This is a genomic window from Pseudoalteromonas sp. DL2-H2.2 (assembly GCF_021532535.1).
GTDB lineage: Bacteria > Pseudomonadota > Gammaproteobacteria > Enterobacterales > Alteromonadaceae > Pseudoalteromonas > Pseudoalteromonas rubra_A.
In genome coordinates, this window is sequence record NZ_JAKGBD010000016.1 from 1 (window position 1) to 16,620 (window position 16,620).

At 49.5% G+C, this 16,620-nt stretch carries 15 protein-coding genes; 4 read left to right on the plus strand and 11 right to left on the minus strand.

Going from position 1 to position 16,620, the window contains the following annotated elements; translation table 11 throughout:
• Positions 1–237: 237 nt before the first annotated feature.
• A complete protein-coding gene (locus tag L1285_RS20260; RefSeq protein ID WP_235414028.1) occupies positions 238–1,680 on the minus strand; it encodes a chitinase in 1,443 nt (480 codons plus the stop codon).
• A 299-nt stretch (positions 1,681–1,979) separates the two neighbouring features.
• On the opposite strand from L1285_RS20260, the gene L1285_RS20265 reads away from it, so the two are divergent.
• Positions 1,980–2,537: a GNAT family N-acetyltransferase gene (locus L1285_RS20265; protein ID WP_235414110.1), complete on the plus strand. Its 558-nt coding sequence runs from the start codon at positions 1,980–1,982 to the stop codon at positions 2,535–2,537.
• A complete protein-coding gene (locus L1285_RS20270; RefSeq protein ID WP_235414030.1) occupies positions 2,537–3,871 on the plus strand; it encodes an NAD(P)/FAD-dependent oxidoreductase in 1,335 nt (444 codons plus the stop codon). Before L1285_RS20265 ends, L1285_RS20270 begins: the two co-directional genes overlap by 1 nt.
• Before the next feature lie 384 nt (positions 3,872–4,255).
• Here the strand turns inward: L1285_RS20270 and L1285_RS20275 are convergent, their stop codons facing one another.
• The 8 genes from L1285_RS20275 to L1285_RS20310 all read right to left on the minus strand — a co-directional run bounded on the left by L1285_RS20275 (position 4,256) and on the right by L1285_RS20310 (position 12,808).
• Entirely contained in the window at positions 4,256–4,948 is a 693-nt protein-coding gene (locus L1285_RS20275) for an SDR family oxidoreductase (RefSeq protein WP_125717244.1), read from the minus strand.
• 64 nt (positions 4,949–5,012) lie between these two features.
• Positions 5,013–5,393 (minus strand): STAS/SEC14 domain-containing protein, encoded by a 381-nt coding sequence (locus tag L1285_RS20280; RefSeq protein ID WP_235414031.1) that lies wholly within the window; start codon positions 5,391–5,393, stop codon positions 5,013–5,015.
• Between the two features lie 7 nt (positions 5,394–5,400).
• Entirely contained in the window at positions 5,401–6,006 is a 606-nt protein-coding gene (locus L1285_RS20285; protein ID WP_235414033.1) for a LysE family translocator, read from the minus strand.
• Between the two features lie 53 nt (positions 6,007–6,059).
• Complete coding sequence (gene prpF / locus L1285_RS20290; protein ID WP_235414034.1) at positions 6,060–7,238, minus strand: 2-methylaconitate cis-trans isomerase PrpF; 1,179 nt, start codon at positions 7,236–7,238, stop codon at positions 6,060–6,062.
• Positions 7,239–7,330: 92 nt separating this feature from the next.
• Positions 7,331–9,919 (minus strand): Fe/S-dependent 2-methylisocitrate dehydratase AcnD, encoded by a 2,589-nt coding sequence (gene acnD / locus L1285_RS20295; protein WP_046007263.1) that lies wholly within the window; start codon positions 9,917–9,919, stop codon positions 7,331–7,333.
• Between the two features lie 97 nt (positions 9,920–10,016).
• The gene (gene prpC / locus L1285_RS20300; RefSeq protein WP_046007264.1) at positions 10,017–11,138 is read right to left on the minus strand and encodes a bifunctional 2-methylcitrate synthase/citrate synthase; all 1,122 of its coding nucleotides are present in this window, start codon (positions 11,136–11,138) and stop codon (positions 10,017–10,019) included.
• 88 nt (positions 11,139–11,226) lie between these two features.
• Complete coding sequence (gene prpB / locus L1285_RS20305; protein ID WP_235414112.1) at positions 11,227–12,105, minus strand: methylisocitrate lyase; 879 nt, start codon at positions 12,103–12,105, stop codon at positions 11,227–11,229.
• A gap of 31 nt (positions 12,106–12,136) precedes the next feature.
• The gene (locus L1285_RS20310) at positions 12,137–12,808 is read right to left on the minus strand and encodes a GntR family transcriptional regulator (protein WP_046007265.1); all 672 of its coding nucleotides are present in this window, start codon (positions 12,806–12,808) and stop codon (positions 12,137–12,139) included.
• 240 nt (positions 12,809–13,048) lie between these two features.
• Here L1285_RS20310 and L1285_RS20315 point away from each other — a divergent pair, with 240 nt between their 5' ends.
• Entirely contained in the window at positions 13,049–13,768 is a 720-nt protein-coding gene (locus tag L1285_RS20315) for a substrate-binding periplasmic protein (RefSeq protein ID WP_235414036.1), read from the plus strand.
• Positions 13,769–13,864: 96 nt separating this feature from the next.
• Positions 13,865–14,539: a deoxyribonuclease V gene (gene nfi / locus L1285_RS20320; protein ID WP_235414038.1), complete on the plus strand. Its 675-nt coding sequence runs from the start codon at positions 13,865–13,867 to the stop codon at positions 14,537–14,539.
• Positions 14,540–14,627: 88 nt separating this feature from the next.
• Here the strand turns inward: nfi and L1285_RS20325 are convergent, their stop codons facing one another.
• Together L1285_RS20325 and L1285_RS20330 are read right to left on the minus strand one after the other, a co-directional pair.
• On the minus strand, positions 14,628–15,524 hold the full coding sequence (locus L1285_RS20325; protein WP_235414040.1) for a hypothetical protein: 897 nt from the start codon (positions 15,522–15,524) through the stop codon (positions 14,628–14,630).
• A gap of 20 nt (positions 15,525–15,544) precedes the next feature.
• Positions 15,545–16,390 carry an ADP-ribosylglycohydrolase family protein gene (locus L1285_RS20330; RefSeq protein WP_235414041.1) on the minus strand — a complete coding sequence of 282 codons (846 nt, stop codon included), beginning with the start codon at positions 16,388–16,390 and terminating at the stop codon, positions 15,545–15,547.
• Between the last annotated feature and the right edge of the window lie 230 nt (positions 16,391–16,620).

Sequence of the window (16,620 nt, forward strand, 5' to 3'; positions counted from 1 at the left end):
TATGAGTAATACCACTTAACTTTAGTCCAATGCCGATTATCGAATATAAGGGGAAATAAAGGATAGTTAAAATCTGATTATAATTTCGCGCTAGTTGTCATTATGTATCTCAATAGGTAATACTGATGTTATCTATTGAGATACATGGAATTTTTTAGCTAAAGTCCCTAGGTTAGTACAAGGTTCTTCGCTGTATAATGTATCAGTCGGCAAATCTGATACTTGCCCGACAAGGCATTATTGTGCCGTCGTCACCAACTCCCAGGGGCCAGTCCCGTTTGGCTCGTCGCCGCGAGTCCACCACTTTGCAACATAGACTTTGCCGTTAAAGCTGGCTTTATCGCCTTGCAGATAAACTTTATTTGCTTCCCACGCGGCCACGTTATCAACAGGTGGTTTGTCATCTGGCGGCGGCAGGTTATCAACCACAGTTACAGCGGGCCACCCTGTGTGAGAGCCATAGAAGTTAGTGACACATTTTTCGTAATCACCTTCGACAAGCGCAGAGTAAGCCGTCTGATAACCCACAAGTTTACATTCAAACGAAAAACCACCGGGACGGTCTGCGTAATATTCCCAGTTTGCTTCCCAGTTGGTGTAAAGCACTTCACCGGCACCATCCAGATTCAGACTACCAAATGGCGTTTGCTGCCAGCAGGTATTTTCTTCATCGCTTTCTACCGGAATATTGTAATAGTGAGATAAGCCCTCCCAGTAACGAATACGATTAACAGGTTGGCCTTTATTTTTGTTGTGCTCACCGCACTCAATCCCGCCGTTAATCACGTTAATGGTGGTACCAAAGCCGTAGCCGATACCGGCGTTCAGCTCTGTCTGAGACGGCACCCAGGTACGGTCAATCACGTGCAGCATGGCCGGCTTTGGTGCCTGCGGTGTCAGGAAGAACCAGATTGCAGAAGCCAGGTTGAGCCAGGAGTCGGCAACCAGGGCTGGATTGTTTAACAGCACGGTTGCATCGCCGTCAAACATGGCTTCGGAGAACATGCCATAGTTAAAGTGATAAGACAGCTGTTTGGCACCTCGGCCGAAATACCCTTGCCCGTCAGCACATGGCCAGCGACGATTTTGCCAGTCATTCTGGCCACAGCCAGTGGTATAACCAGGTTGACCTTCAGACCAGCCCATTTCACGCACATGGACCAGCGCCTGCTGCCACTCTTCTAATCTCAGCGGGTTATCCGAGACATTGTCTTTCGCAATATGACCACCGGTTTCCTGTGCAAAATGAGCAAACGCGGTGACGATAGACTTTTTACAAATGGCGTCTGCATTGCGACCATCTGTATACTCCCCACAAAACGCCGGAAACTTGCCTATTGCTCGCAAAAAACGCGTATAAGTGTATTCCGGCGCAGCCATTTGGGTCAGAAAATCCCACTCGCTCTGCCCAAATACCCGCTCTACGCGCTTCACGTTTTCTGGGTTAGTTGCAGCCCCAGGCACAATTGCGTCCACCACAGTATTGCTGCGGGTTTTTAATGCTTGTGCCCACACGCTATACATTGGGTTTGAGGTCAGGGCAGCTTCGGCTGCCTGAAGAGCGGCTCGGTCGAGTAAATAGGCGCCAGAGTTGTTCGGATCTGGCTGAACATTAAGTGCCAGTGCGGGCACGCTGATACACGCCATTACCGCCAGGCAAACGGAGTTAAGTTTTTTCATAGGACATCCTTTACATGTTGTTGTGATCAGAAGGTGACTGTCGTATCACGCTCTGAATTAAGTTGTTATCGTTCTATTTAACAGTGCGTCGTCACGAATAATTGCAACGTTCGCAATCATCATTCAGACACACCGTTGTCACAATTATTACCAAGATGACATCGCTGTCAACAACGGCTGAGTATAAAACGCACTAATTTCGTACCTATTTTGACCAGTTTTTTTTGAACGGCTTTGTTTTAATTTGAGAAATGCTGCAAAATGGCGTTTCTGTAAATGACTATTGGCGGTAGCGTATGATCTCAATTCTCCCTCTCGACCCATCTCATTACCCGGCAGTTATCGAGCTTGGCAACCTGGTGCATGGCGAGAACTATCTGGATCTGGACGGCATCAAAATGATGCATAAACTGGGTACTCAGCATGGACTAAACGCCTCGTTTGTCGCCATGGATGAGTCTAATCAGGTAGTCGGGTTCAGAACGTCTTACAGTGCCGGTCAATGGCCTATTGATAAATGGTGCTCCCCGGCATTGTGGCCAGTGGATGAGCAGCATATGGCGTACTTTAAGTGTATTGCGATCCACCCGGATGCGCAGGGACAGGGGATTGGACCCAGGTTACTCAAAGCGTCTGTCGAGGTCTTAAAACAACAAGGCGCAAAAGCAGGTGTATCGCACCTTTGGCAGCAAAGCCCGGGCAATGGTGCCGTGAAGTACTTTACCAAAGCAGGCGGTAAACTCATCAAAGTACACGACGATCGCTGGTTAGACCTAACCTTGTATGAGGGATATCGGTGCACCCTTTGCGACACAGAATGTCATTGTCAGGCCGCTGAAATGGTACTGGAGTTCTGATGCACGCTTTTGATCCACTCCACGCTCCCCATTGTCAGGGCCAGCCGTTTGCCCCCAGTTACTGGGCTGCCACACAGCCTTTACCTGCCCCCCTGAGTGCGCCACAAACATCAGAGCACTTTGACGTTGCCATTATAGGTGGTGGTTTCACTGGATTATTAAGTGCTTACTATCTCGCTCAAAACTATCAGCAAAAGGTGTGTGTACTTGAAGCCAATCAGGTAGGCTTTGGCGCCAGTGCCCGCAACGCTGGTTTTGCTTTGCCGGGCTCAGGGAGGCTTGGTTATGGCGATTATGCAAAACGTTGGGGGCTCGACGTTAGCCGTGGCATTTACGATGAGTTTCAGGGTGGCGTTAAGCGAGTCAGAACGCTCATTGATGAACACAAAATCGACTGTGACGCACAGGCATCGGGTTATCTGAAAATAGCGCATAATGCTCAGGCTTATGCCAACTTACAAAGTGCAGCGCAATTTATCTCAGATAATTTTGGCGGGGAAAGCAGTCAGTTGCTCAGCAAGGCAGAACTTGACGCGCAATTTATGTTGAATCACCACGCCCATGGCGCCATGCGCTACGAGAATGGCTTTGGTTTGCACCCGCTCAAACTCCTGCTCGGCTATCGTGACATGGCTATTAAAGCCGGTGTTACCTTGTTTGAACAGAGCCTGGTCAGCCAGGTTAAACACGGTCAACGCCACACGCTGAGTGTAAACGACCAGAAAATCAGTGCGGATAAGCTGCTTTATACAGGGAACGCTTATAACAATAAACACAGCCATCCTTTGATCGATAACCGCTACTTGCCTATCCTCAGCAGTATCTTTGTCACACGCCCGCTCAGCGAGGATGAGCTGAAACAAACAGGCCTGAAAACACACCAGGTAGTAATGGATACGCGCAGGCTAAAATATTACTACCGGCTACTGCCAGATAACCGCCTGCTGTTTGGCGGACGAGGCGCAGTATTTGCCAAAGATCAGCACAAAATCAAATATCTGACTCACCTCAAAACAGCACTTGCTGAGTGTTTTCCATGCCTTAAAGATATAACACACGATTATTACTGGCACGGTTATATTGCCGCGGCACTGGATGATATGCCCCATGTCTTTTTTGAGGACAATGTTGGTTATGTTTTAGGTTACTGTGGCTCAGGCGTATCGTTTAGCTCACAGGCTGCCTACCGGCTGGCACAACTGGCAATGAAAGATACCGTGCCTGATTTACCCCTGTTCCAGCGGCCTTTGCCCAGGATCCCCTTTCCTCAGCTTCGCCGCTTCGGGCAATTGGGTTACTATCATCTGGCGCAGGTGCAGGATAAGTTTTCATAACAGTTATTGACCAAAAATAAATATGAGGTTAACGTGAATTGCGAAGTTTTTTCGCTAAGGAAAACACAAAGAACCAATTGGAGTGAAATAACAATGTTAAAACTAAACAAAAAACCACTAAAAAGCTTATCTCATAAACAACTGCAGCATGCGGAGAAAAACACGCCACATGTTGCAGGCGGTACGGGCACGACAAGCTGGACTTGCCCCGGCTCACGCCCGTGTCAGGATAAATATGAGTAATATTATCTAGCGTCGGTAGCTGGCGCTCATAAAGCCCAGCTACTTTAAATTCATGTTACACAAAGGTCCATCTGCGAGACCAATTCAAACATCGCAGCATTACTCCAACTCTATGCCCAGGCATTAAACCATAGATAGTTGCTACCAAGGTATCGCCAGTCCCTGGTAATCATAAAACCCGCCGCTTTGCGCTTCGTGTAGTTCATCCAGCACCTGTTTCAGGCCTTGTGCAGATTCTTCGGCAGAGATCAGGGCATTAGGGCCACCCATATCGGTTTTAACCCAGCCCGGATGCAGTGCCACGGTTTTTATTCCTTCAGGTAACAGATCATTGGAAAGGCTCTTGATCACTGAGTTTAACGCCGCTTTTGAGCTGCGATAGATATATCCACCACCTTTAGTGTTGTTGGTCATGCTGCCGACTTTGGATGAGAGTACCGCAAAGGTCTTTAACTTACCCAGTCTTAGTTGCGGGGTGAATGCCTCCGCTAATTTTAGCGGCGCAATCACATTAACTTCCATAACACGCTTCCATTGCTCTACATCACAGTCGCCAAACGCATAACCTTTCGGACCGTAGACACCGGCATTGTTTATCACCAAATCAATGGGCACATCAATAAGCGATGCGGCGAGTTTTGTCATTTGCGCATAGTTAGTGATATCCAGCGCGACTATCTGTAAATGGCTAAACTGCTGCTCCAGCTGCCACAATGCGTCGGCAGATTGCGGCGCTCTACAGCTTGCCAATACTCTCCAGCCCTGCTCAAGATACAGCTTAACGAGCGCAAGCCCAATGCCACGATTTGCACCTGTGATAAAAAGTGTGTTCATAAATTTATATCAGCCTTTTCTTAGTGCCCCAGTGACTATTATATACGTTTAAATCTTACCAGGATCACTCACTTTGTAGCCATGACAGAGCATGCGCTTTGTCCTCAAAATAGCGAGATTCCCCATCGACAAACCAGTTACCAACCATAGCAGCCAGTTTTTGCCAACGGCTGTTGCCTAATACCGCTATTTTATAAAAATCATGGCTGTGGCGCAGTGCCAGTGCCACATCGTCCCAGGCTGCATGCAGCTCCCAGCCCTCAAATTCAGTGACGTCGACCAGCACCCTGATTTGCTCCCCGGCTGCCGCTCTCAGCGCGCTTTCAATCACTGCCTTAATGGCCATATAATCTGCATGGCTTACCTTACCGAGCGCTTTAAAACTCATTAACAGACCACCATTCAGGCGTTCGGTATCAACAGAGATAGAATGAAAGCGCTCCATGGCAGCCTCAGCTCAGGATATGTGTGGTACTTATCCAAACTAGCAGAGAGGTTAACAAAAAGGCAAAAAATAAACGTAAAATACGCAACTGTTTGGGGGTTTTAATAAAACGGTGTAATACCCCACCAAACACCAGCCACAGGCTATCCACCAAAATGGCAATTGCAAAACACGTTAGCGCCGCCAACACGGCTCCCATCACAGGGCTCGCATCAGGTACACTGTTGTTAGCAAAAATGGCAATACAGGCTGCGTACGCCTTTGGGTTAAGCAAATTCAGAATAAAACCATCCCGAAAACCCACTTCTCCCCCAGACACGTCAGATAAACCACTGCGATTGGTCGCAATTTTATAGGCGACATAAAACAGGTAGGCGATAGCCAAGCCCTGACACACAGCACTGAGATTCGGATAGCTTAACAACAGCGCCCCCAGCCCCGTTGCAGCCGCAATAATTGCCACTAACAGCCCCAGCAGAATACCGGATAAAAATGGCACTCCACGGCGCACACCTGAGCTGGCACCAACAGCGGCCAATGCTAAAGGCGCAGGACCTGGAGAGCCAAGCAACAGCGCAGTGGTCAGAGCAATAGAAAATAACGCTTCGTACATCTTTTTCGTTCCTTAAAAAACAAGGCCCGGATTAACCGGGCCAATTTTCATCACTAAATTTGTTCCTGCGGGACTCGAACATGTCCCTCCATCACCACTCGGGCGCTGCGGCTCATCACCGCTTTTTTTGCCAGCCAGCGGCCATTTGCCAGTTCGGCTTCTGCGCCCACTTTCAAAGTGCCCGAAGGATGGCCAAAAGTAACGCTGTTGCGCTCACCACCGCCTGCCGCCAGGTTCACCAATGTACCGGGGATAGCAGCAGCCGTGGCAATCGCCACTGCGGCCGTGCCCATCATGGCATGGTGCAGCTTACCCATAGACAGCGCTCGAACAGACAGGTCAATGTCCTGCTGCGAAATGGTTTTGCCACTGGATGCGGTATACGCCTTGGCACCACATACAAAGGCAATTTTAGGGGTGTGCTGACGTACCTTGGCTTCGTCAATGTGCTCAATCAGACCCATTTTTACGGCACCGAATGCACGGATCTGCTCAAATCGGGCTAATGCTGCGTCGTCACTATTGATCGCTTCTTGCAGCTCCACACCGGTGTAACCTAAGTCCTCGGCACGGAAAAACAAGGTTGGGATACCGGCATTGATCATAGTGACATCAAACGTGCCAATCTCCGGCACTTCCAGTTGGTCGACCAGATTGCCACTTGGGAACATATCTGCATCGCCGTCGGCCGGGTCTATAAATTCCACCACCACTTCAGCGGCGGGAAAAGTCACGCCATCAAGCTCAAAGTCGCCACTTTCCTGCACTTCGCCATTTGCCATAGGCACATGAGCGATAATGGTTTTTTCAATGTTTGCCTGCCAGATCCGTACTACGGCAATGCCGTTTTCGGGTATTCTGCTAGTATCTACCAGGCCGTTGCTAATGGCAAAAGCACCCACCGCAGCGGTCAGATTGCCACAGTTGCCACTCCAGTCGATAAAAGGTTTGTCTATCGCGACCTGGCCAAACAAATAGTCGACATCATGGTCCGCTTTATCACTTTTCGACAAGATCACGGTTTTGCTGGTACTGGAGGTTGCCCCACCCATGCCATCGGTTTGCTTGGCATAAGGATCCGGGCTGCCAATTACGCGTAGCAGCAGTCTGTCGCGCGCTTCACCCGGCACTTGTGCCGCCTCGGGCAGGGAGCTGAGATTAAAAAACACGCCTTTGGAGGTGCCACCGCGCATATAGGTCGCCGGCACACGTAGTTGAGGTTTGAAAGTCATAGTTTTCATCCTAAGTAGCAGAGTGGACACCCTTTGCGGATGCACTCTGCTCAGACAGGCTCCACAGTTAGTGCGGAGCAAGAATGCAGTGGTTAAGCGTTTGCTTCCAGAAAGTCTTTAGCAAAGCGCTGCAGTACGCCACCAGCTTCGTAAATAGACACTTCTTCTTCTGTGTCCAGTCGGCATAGCACTGGTACTTCTAGCTGTACGCCATTGCTGCGGTGGATGATCAGATTAAGCGTAGCACCTGGGGTACGTGTGCCTTCGACATCGTAGGTTTCGGTACCATCGAGCTCCAGCGTTTTGCGCGTTGTACCATTTTGGAACTCCAGTGGTAACACGCCCATTCCAATCAGATTGGTACGGTGAATACGCTCAAAGCCTTCAGCCACAATCACTTCTACACCCGCTAAACGCACGCCTTTGGCTGCCCAGTCGCGAGACGAGCCCTGACCATAATCGGCACCGGCTACGATGATCAGCGGTTGTTTACGCTCCATATAGGTTTCGATGGCTTCCCACATGCGAGTGACTTTGCCTTCTGGCTCAAGACGCGCCAGTGAGCCCTGCTTCACTTCGCCGTTTTCCAACACCATTTCATTGAGGAGTTTGGGATTCGCAAAGGTAGCACGCTGCGCCGTTAAGTGGTCGCCACGGTGGGTTGCATAAGAGTTAAAGTCTTCTTCAGGCAGACCCATTTTCGCCAGATATTCACCGGCAGCACTGGAAGCAAGGATCGCATTCGACGGAGACAAGTGATCTGTGGTGATGTTGTCACCCAAAATCGCCAGTGGTCGCATGCCCTTCATGGTGCGCTCACCTGCTAAGGCACCTTCCCAGTATGGCGGACGGCGGATGTAGGTACTCATCTCACGCCACTGATACAGCGGGTCGTTGTCTTCACCATAGTCAACGCTCAGGTCAAACATAGGTTCGTAAACGGCACGGAATTGCTCCGGCTTCACACTCTGTGCAATGACTGCGTCAATCTCTTCATCGCTTGGCCAGATGTCTTTTAACGTAACCGGGTTGCCATTCTGGTCATGACCCAGCACGCCATTTTCGATATCAAAACGCACTGATCCCGCAATGGCATACGCCACAACCAAAGGCGGTGATGCCAGGAAAGCCTGCTTAGCATAGGGGTGGATACGACCATCAAAGTTGCGGTTGCCCGATAGCACGGCAGTGGCATAGAGGTCACGGTCGATCACTTCTTGCTGAATTTTTGGATCCAGTGCCCCACTCATACCGTTACAGGTGGTACAGGCAAATGCCACGATACCAAAGCCCAGTTGCTCAAGCTCAGGCAACAACTGTGCTTCTTCCATGTAAGAACGCACGGCTTTGGAGCCTGGTGCAAATGAGGTTTTTACCCACGGCTTGCGGCTCAGGCCCAGTTTGTTGGCATTACGTGCCAGCAAACCAGCGGCCACCACGTTGCGCGGGTTACTGGTGTTGGTACAGCTGGTAATGGCTGCGATGATCACCGCACCGTCTGGCATTTCGCCCTCACGCTGCTCATAATCAGCCACAATGCCTTGCTTGGCCAAGTCTGCCGTTGCAACACGGCGATGCGGGTTTGACGGACCGGCCAGGTTACGGCCAACCGAAGATAAATCAAATTTCAGCACACGCTCGTACTGAGCGCCTGTCATAGCATCGGCCCACAAACCAGTGTGCTTAGCATATTGCTCAACCAGCTTGATTTGCTCGTCATCACGACCGGTCAGGCGCAGATAATCAATGGTTTGCTGGTCAATATAGAACATGGCGGCTGTGGCGCCATACTCAGGTGTCATGTTCGAAATGGTTGCCCGGTCACCCAAAGACAAGCCCTCGCAGCCTTCGCCGAAGAACTCAAGGTACGAAGAAACCACGCGTTCCTGACGTAAAAATTCCGTGATGGCCAGCACGATATCCGTGGCGGTGATCCCCGGCTGACGTTTGCCAACCAGCTCTACACCCACGATATCCGGCAGGCGCATATATGAAGCACGACCCAGCATCACGCTCTCGGCTTCAAGACCCCCTACACCCACAGCAATTACGCCCAGTGCATCCACATGCGGGGTATGGCTGTCGGTTCCAACCAGAGTATCCGGGAATGCCACACCATCGCGCGCCTGGATAACCGGCGACATTTTCTCCAGATTGATCTGGTGCAAAATACCATTGCCCGGGGGGATCACATCAACGTTTTTAAATGCTGTTTTGGTCCAGTTAATAAAGTGGAAGCGGTCGTCGTTACGGCGGTCTTCAATCGCCCGGTTTTTCTCAAAGGCGTTTTCTTCATAACCGGCGTGCTCTACTGCCAGGCTGTGATCAACGATCAGCTGAGTTGGCACCACCGGGTTTACTTTGGCAGGGTCGCCGCCTTTTTCAGCAATGGCATCACGCAGACCGGCAAGGTCTACCAGCGCCGTCTGGCCTAAAATATCATGACAGACCACACGTGCCGGAAACCAGGGGAAATCCAGGTCGCGACGACGCTCAATAATTTGGCTCAGATAATCGTTGAGTTTTTCAGGCTCGGCGCGGCGCACCAGGTTTTCTGCTAACACTTTAGAGGTATAAGGTAAGCCATCATACGCACCGGGCTTGATGGCTTCGACCGCTTCGCGCGTGTCGTAATAACACAGCGAAGAGTCAGGTAATTTTTTGCGAAATTGGCTGTTCATAACTACTTCCAGGATTGCTCATTGGCTCAACGGCACAGATCTTTATGATTATTGTCGGTGATCTGTGCCATACAGTGACGAATGTTAAATTGGGGGATTAACGCTCGGACATAGCTGGAACCGGACGCAGTTCCTCACCCGTATATTCCGCTGACGGACGGATGATACGGTTGTCTGCTCTTTGCTCCATCACGTGACCTGCCCAGCCTGTCAGACGCGACATTACGAAGATAGGCGTGAACAGCTTAGTTGGGATCTTCATAAAGTGATAAGCCGATGCGTGGAAGAAATCCGCATTACAGAACAGCTTCTTCTCGCGCCACATAACCGCTTCGCAACGCACAGAAACCGGATAAAGTACCGTATCACCCACATCAGCTGCTAGCTTTTCAGACCAGCCTTTGATGATTTCGTTACGCGGATCAGACTCAGAGTAGATAGCGTGACCAAAGCCCATGATCTTTTCTTTACGCTCCAGCATGCCCATCATTTCCTGCTCAGCGTGATCGGCCGACTCAAAACGCTCAATCATTTCCATTGCCGCTTCGTTCGCACCACCGTGCAGAGGACCACGCAGCGAGCCGATGGCACCTGTGATACAAGAATGCATGTCAGACAGCGTAGAAGCACACACACGTGCAGTGAAAGTAGAGGCATTAAACTCATGCTCTGCATACAGAATAAGTGAAACGTGCATTACACGCTCATGCAACTCGCTTGGCTTTTCACCATGCAACATATGCAGGAAGTGTGCGCCGATTGAATCGTCGTCTGTTTCAACATCAACACGTACGCCATCATGGCTAAAGCGATACCAGTAACAGATGATGCTTGGGAAGCACGCCAGCATACGATCTGTGATAGCCTGCTGTTGTTCAAAGTCGTGCTCACCTTCGAGGTTACCCAGCATAGAACAACCGGTGCGAAGCACGTCCATTGGGTGTGCATCGGCCGGAATGCGCTCCAGCACTTCTTTTAGTGCCTGTGGCAGGCCGCGCTGAGATTTTAATAGTGCCTTGTAGCTGTCCAGCTCCTGCTGGTTAGGCAATTTACCTTTTAGGATCAGATATGCGACTTCCTCAAACTGGCAGTGTTCAGCCAGGTCTTTTACGTCGTATCCACGATAAGTCAGACCTGAGCCTGATACACCGACTGTTGAAAGTGCCGTTTTACCTGCAACCTGACCGCGAAGGCCTGCACCGCTTAATACTTTAGCCATTTTGTTGTCTCCTGAATTTTACCTGCTGGTTAATTTCATTGTGATAAAAGCCGCAGGTACGCGGCTTTATCTTTATCCTTTAAACTTTTTATTTGTTCTTACCTTGCGCAAACAATGCGTCGAGTTTTTGCTCGTACTCGTGATAGCCAAGATAATCATACAAATCCATACGAGTTTGCATGCTGTCGATGACGGCTTTCTGATCGCCGTTTTCTAAAATTGATTGATACACCATCTCTGCGGCTTTGTTCATTGCGCGGAACGCACTCAGCGGGTAAAGCACCATGTCGACGCCCCACTCACCCAGCTCTTTTTTGTTCCACAGCTCTGTTTTACCGAACTCGGTGATATTCGCCAGAATAGGCACATCCAGTGCTTCGGCAAATGCACGATAGTGCTCTTCTGTCTGAACAGCTTCTGCGAAAATACCGTCTGCACCCGCTGCAACATAGGCTTTAGCACGCTCAATAGCCGCTTCAAGGCCTTCCTGTGCGAACGCGTCGGTACGCGCCATGATGAAGAAGTCTGGATCGGTACGCGCATCTACTGCCGCTTTGATACGGTCGACCATTTCGTCTGTCGACACTATCTCTTTGTTAGGACGGTGACCGCAGCGCTTTTGCGCAACCTGATCTTCCATATGCACGGCAGCGGCACCCGCCTTTTGCATTTCCTGAATGGTTTTAGCAATGTTAAATGCACCGCCCCAGCCCGTGTCGATATCGACCATCAGAGGCAAGTCACAGGCAGACGTAATACGCTGAACATCCGCAATCACATCGTTTAGAGAGGTGATGCCTAAGTCCGGCAGACCATAAGAGGCATTCGCAACGCCGCCGCCAGATAGGTAGATAGCCTGGTGACCGATTTTTTTCGCCATAATGGCGCTGTAGGCATTAATGGTGCCCACAATCTGTAGTGGTTGATTGGCTTTGAGCGCGTCACGAAATCTTTCACCTGCGCTGATGATCCCTGTACTCATAAGTGTGTCTCCCCGATTATGACTGATGCTGTTTGGTTAACTTGGTGGCAATATTATTTTTAGAATATTGAATATGGCGGCGCATCAGCATTTCTGCCAACTCGGCATCTCGATTTGCGATGGCACGCACTATGTGTTTGTGTTCGTCGTAGGCTGTTGTAACGCGTGGCCCGGCCATGCCGAGTTGCACCCGATACATTCGCGCCAGGTGATAAATACCATTGCTCAGCATGGCAATAAGCTGCTGATTTTGGCTGCCGACAATAATGCGGTAATGAAAGTCCAGGTCACCCGCTTCCTGATAATAAGATTCGCCGCCTTTGACTTCGTCGAACTGCTCGTTCAACAGACTATTGAGCTTAGCAATTTCTTCATCTGGCATGTGTTGCGCTGCCAGACGTGCGGCCATGCCCTCAAGGGCTTCGCGCACCTGATACAACTCCATCAGACCTTCTTCGCTCAGCGAGACCACTCTGGCCCCCACATTCGGACGACGTTCAACCAAATGACAGGCCTCAAGGCGGTTTATCGCCTCCCGAACAACTGCACGGCTCACCTCATACTTTGTCGACAATTCCATTTCGCTCAGCTTAGAGCCAGCCGGAATATCACCTTCAACAATCTCTTTTCTAAGCCGGAAAAATGCTTTATCAGAAGCAGTTACGGCACTTTCATGCATAAAGCTCATTATGTCTTTGCCTTCCGGTCTTGTTAAAAGTTGTAGACAATATAGTGCTGCTTTACGTGTACGTCAACCTGATCCGGAGCGGATTGTCGACAATTTACAATATAGGGGGTATTCATGAAATTTATGGTTGTTTACCGACACACTGGCTTACATCTTGACCTGACACCCTGAATAATAAGGGCAAGATAACCTGACCCTGCTACACTTTTATCCGTATGCAGATTAAAAGGTATGTTTTTGATGGTAAAAACAGTCGTTACCCTGATGCTAGTCACGCTGCTGAGTAGCTTTCACAGCTGGGCTAAGTTCACCGTAGTCACGGAATTATCCCCACCCAATCAAACCTGGGTCAACGACCAGGTCGCCGGTGTAAGCACCGCACTGGTAAATGCAATTCTGAACACCGCTGCGCTTGAGGGGGAGTTTTACATGTACCCTTGGGCACGCGCTTTAAATACAGCGAAAGACAAGCCAAACACACTAATCTACAGCATGGCAAAAACCCCGCAACGAGAAGCTTTGTTTCACTGGATTGGTCCTGTGGCACTCTTTCACCTCGGTTTTGTAACAAACCAATCGCCCCGAAAAGTTCAAATTAAAACGCTGGAAGACGCCAAGCAATACCGGCTTGCCGTACAAAGAGAGGATGTGGCTGCTCAGGCATTGCATAAACTGGGCTTTGAATTTATTGAGACCGCTGATATTCAGCAATCCTACCGCTTACTGGCGGCTAACAAAGTAGACCTGGTTGTGGACGACCCACGCTATATCAGCGCTATGGTGCAGGCAATGAAGTTACCCGACAGTCACTTTCGCTATGTGCTGGATATTGAACCGCTCAGTGTCAGGGGCTACCTTGCGGCCAGCTTAGCCACCAGCCCGGAGCGGGTTGCTCAGCTGCGCGCCGCCTACCAGCAGTTGGTTGATACGCCCTTATATCGCAGAGCACTTTTTGAGTAAGACGCTTAGATACGATAAAATCGCGAAGCAATACAAAGAATAAGGCGGTTAGATACGATAAAATCGCGAAGCAATACAAAGAATAAGGCGGTTAGCATGCAAATAGAGCACCCCAGCTCTGAAACAGAAGCCCAAGCACTGCAAGAAGCACTCGCAGCTCAGGTTATCAGTGAAGATCACTTTGACTCCATCACCACCATTGCTGGCACTGATGTGGCTTATGACGACGCGACAAACCAACTGGTTGGTGCCATTGTGGTGTTAGATGCCAGCACACTGGAGATAATAGAAACACAAGTCGTCACCGAAAGTGTGCGTTTCCCATACATTCCCGGTTTGTTCTCATTCAGGGAGCTACCGCCATTGCTGTCCGCGTTTGAGCGACTCACCCATAAACCAGACATGATAGTGTGTGATGGCCAGGGCCTGGCTCATCCAAGGCGCTTTGGTCTGGCATGCCATCTTGGTGTAGTCCTGGATATTCCCACCATTGGGTGTGGTAAAACACGACTCACAGGCATGCATGAAATGCCACTTGAAACTCGCGGCGCCAGCGCGCCGCTGATAGATAACGAACAAGTAATCGGTGAGGTTTTGCGGACTCAGGACACCATTAAGCCAGTGTATGTCTCTGTTGGCCATAAAGTTAGTTTGAGCACTGCAAAAGAGTGGATCCTCAAACTCACCCCAAAATATCGCCTGCCGGAAACAACCCGTCAGGCCGATCAACAAGTGAACCGAGCGCTTAAAGCGCTGCAAGCACAGGGCTGACAATGTGCCCAACTTGGTCAGGCATTGCCAGAGCGCGGATTGGGTACTTCGAAATAGCAGAGCCTGGTGACACAGGCTCTGGCAGCATTTAGATCATTTTGACATGCGGGTATTGGCGGGCCATCAGTGTATGTAAGGCAGCTTTTTCCTGTTCGCTGCATACGGACACAACCTCTAACTCAGACGTCCCTTCTGTCGCGGCAAAGGCAATCAAATTATCCCACTTGCATTCATAACGACTCACCGCTAGTCGTACTGGCTTTAATGCTGATATCAATTCCTGCAACGCTTTCTGCTGAGCATAAATACGTTCGCTACACACTACATGTAACTCAGAGATTGAATCTGTATTAAAACCGCTAAGCTCCTCTACCACCTTGTCATATGGACAAACCAATTTTTCGCTGTTGTCGATAATTAAGCAAAACTCTCCGGTAACAGTAAAATGAGATATCTCATTCGCTTGACCAACTTTAAATGCAATACTACCTCTAGAGTCGTTGAGAGTACTTTTTAACGCCACATCCCAAGACAGGATTCCCCCCAATTCATCCCACTCATACATCTCTTTTAGTAAATCCCCTTCACCCAGCATAGATTCAAGCTCAAGTTCATGACGAATATTACTATCACAATGATAATTCGTGCCCTGGCCTTCCCACCCATCAACAAATACATTCTCACCAGATGCATGGCCATTCTGTGAGACGCTATATACAATCCCAGAGTAGGGTTTACCATTAACGCAGATAGGTTCAAGTACACTTTCCAACACTGTGTCCAGAATCGCGTGCTCTGGTTGATTCAGGTAAGGCGGTACATAATCACCTAGCTGCTCTCCCTCTCGATAAATCAAGCGGCCAACGACCAGGCCCTGCTCATGCTTAATCGCGACCCCGCTGAAAAGCTGGTCGTTATAAAAGCAACCCGCTTCGTTGTGGGTCAACGCCTCGAAAAGGACCATCCAATGACTCTGTGCATTCATGTTTTTCTCAGTTTTACAATTTACAAATGCGTCTGGCACTTCAATGCTTCAAGGCGCAAATCAATATTGGCAAGATACTCCAAGCCATAATGAGGATGATCAAACTGAGCAATTAATGCCTGGGGCAGATCTTTTTCGACCTCTTCATAGCAGCTTGCTATACCACAACTGATTGCCGCTAAACTGTCTGTGTCTCCGCCTAAGTTGACTGATAGTTCGAGTAGGTTACTCAAACTACGCGACTGGCTCAGCACCATCAACACCGCGCTCAGTGTATCTTCAGAAATAGCGCGCACAGGTCCTTCCCAGTGAACATCAAACACACAATCGAAATCAGTAAGATAATCTGGCAACGTATCTAGCGTTGCCTTTTTATATAAGCCCGCATGAGTCGCCAGAGCAATACACTTGGCGGCGTTGAGTGCAATATCGTGGTCGTGTGTTACTCGGGCTTGCTGCTCAGCTCTGCTCATAACTTTTTGCTCATCAGCCAGATAACCCAATGGCAGAGCACGCATCATAGCACCATTACCAAAGCTATCGGTCTTAACTAGTCTGGCAAACGTTTTAGCATTAGGTGCCTCGGTAAAAGCCTGTTGCAATCGCTTAGCATAGCCATGAACCGGATCCCTGTGATACGTATCGTAAAAGGCAGCGGCAATCGTTTCGCTGTCCCAGGGTTTATCACTTAGCATCAGCTCAGCCAATGCCAAAGACATCTGCGTGTCATCAGTGTAGCAGGCTGACTCACCAGATAAAGCATGTGCCCGGTAGCCACTAAGATCATTGTGTGTACGAATAATATCTTGTGCAACAAACTCAAATCCGGCACCGTATGCATCAGCAATTGCCATTTCAACCAACATCTGGCCTCCTTGTATATTCAAAACAGGTCTGTTTTAGACACAATCTACTATATTTAAGAAACCTGTTGCCCTGGGCTCGCCTAAATTGACAGTCTCAAATCAAAATATGCCGCGTATGAAATTCGTTTTTACTGCACTCAGCATGCCACGAAAAATCTCGTCAGCAGAGTTGTATCTAGATGGTGTATTGGAGCAGAAGCATACAGCTGCCAAAGGCTGGCAGCTGTATG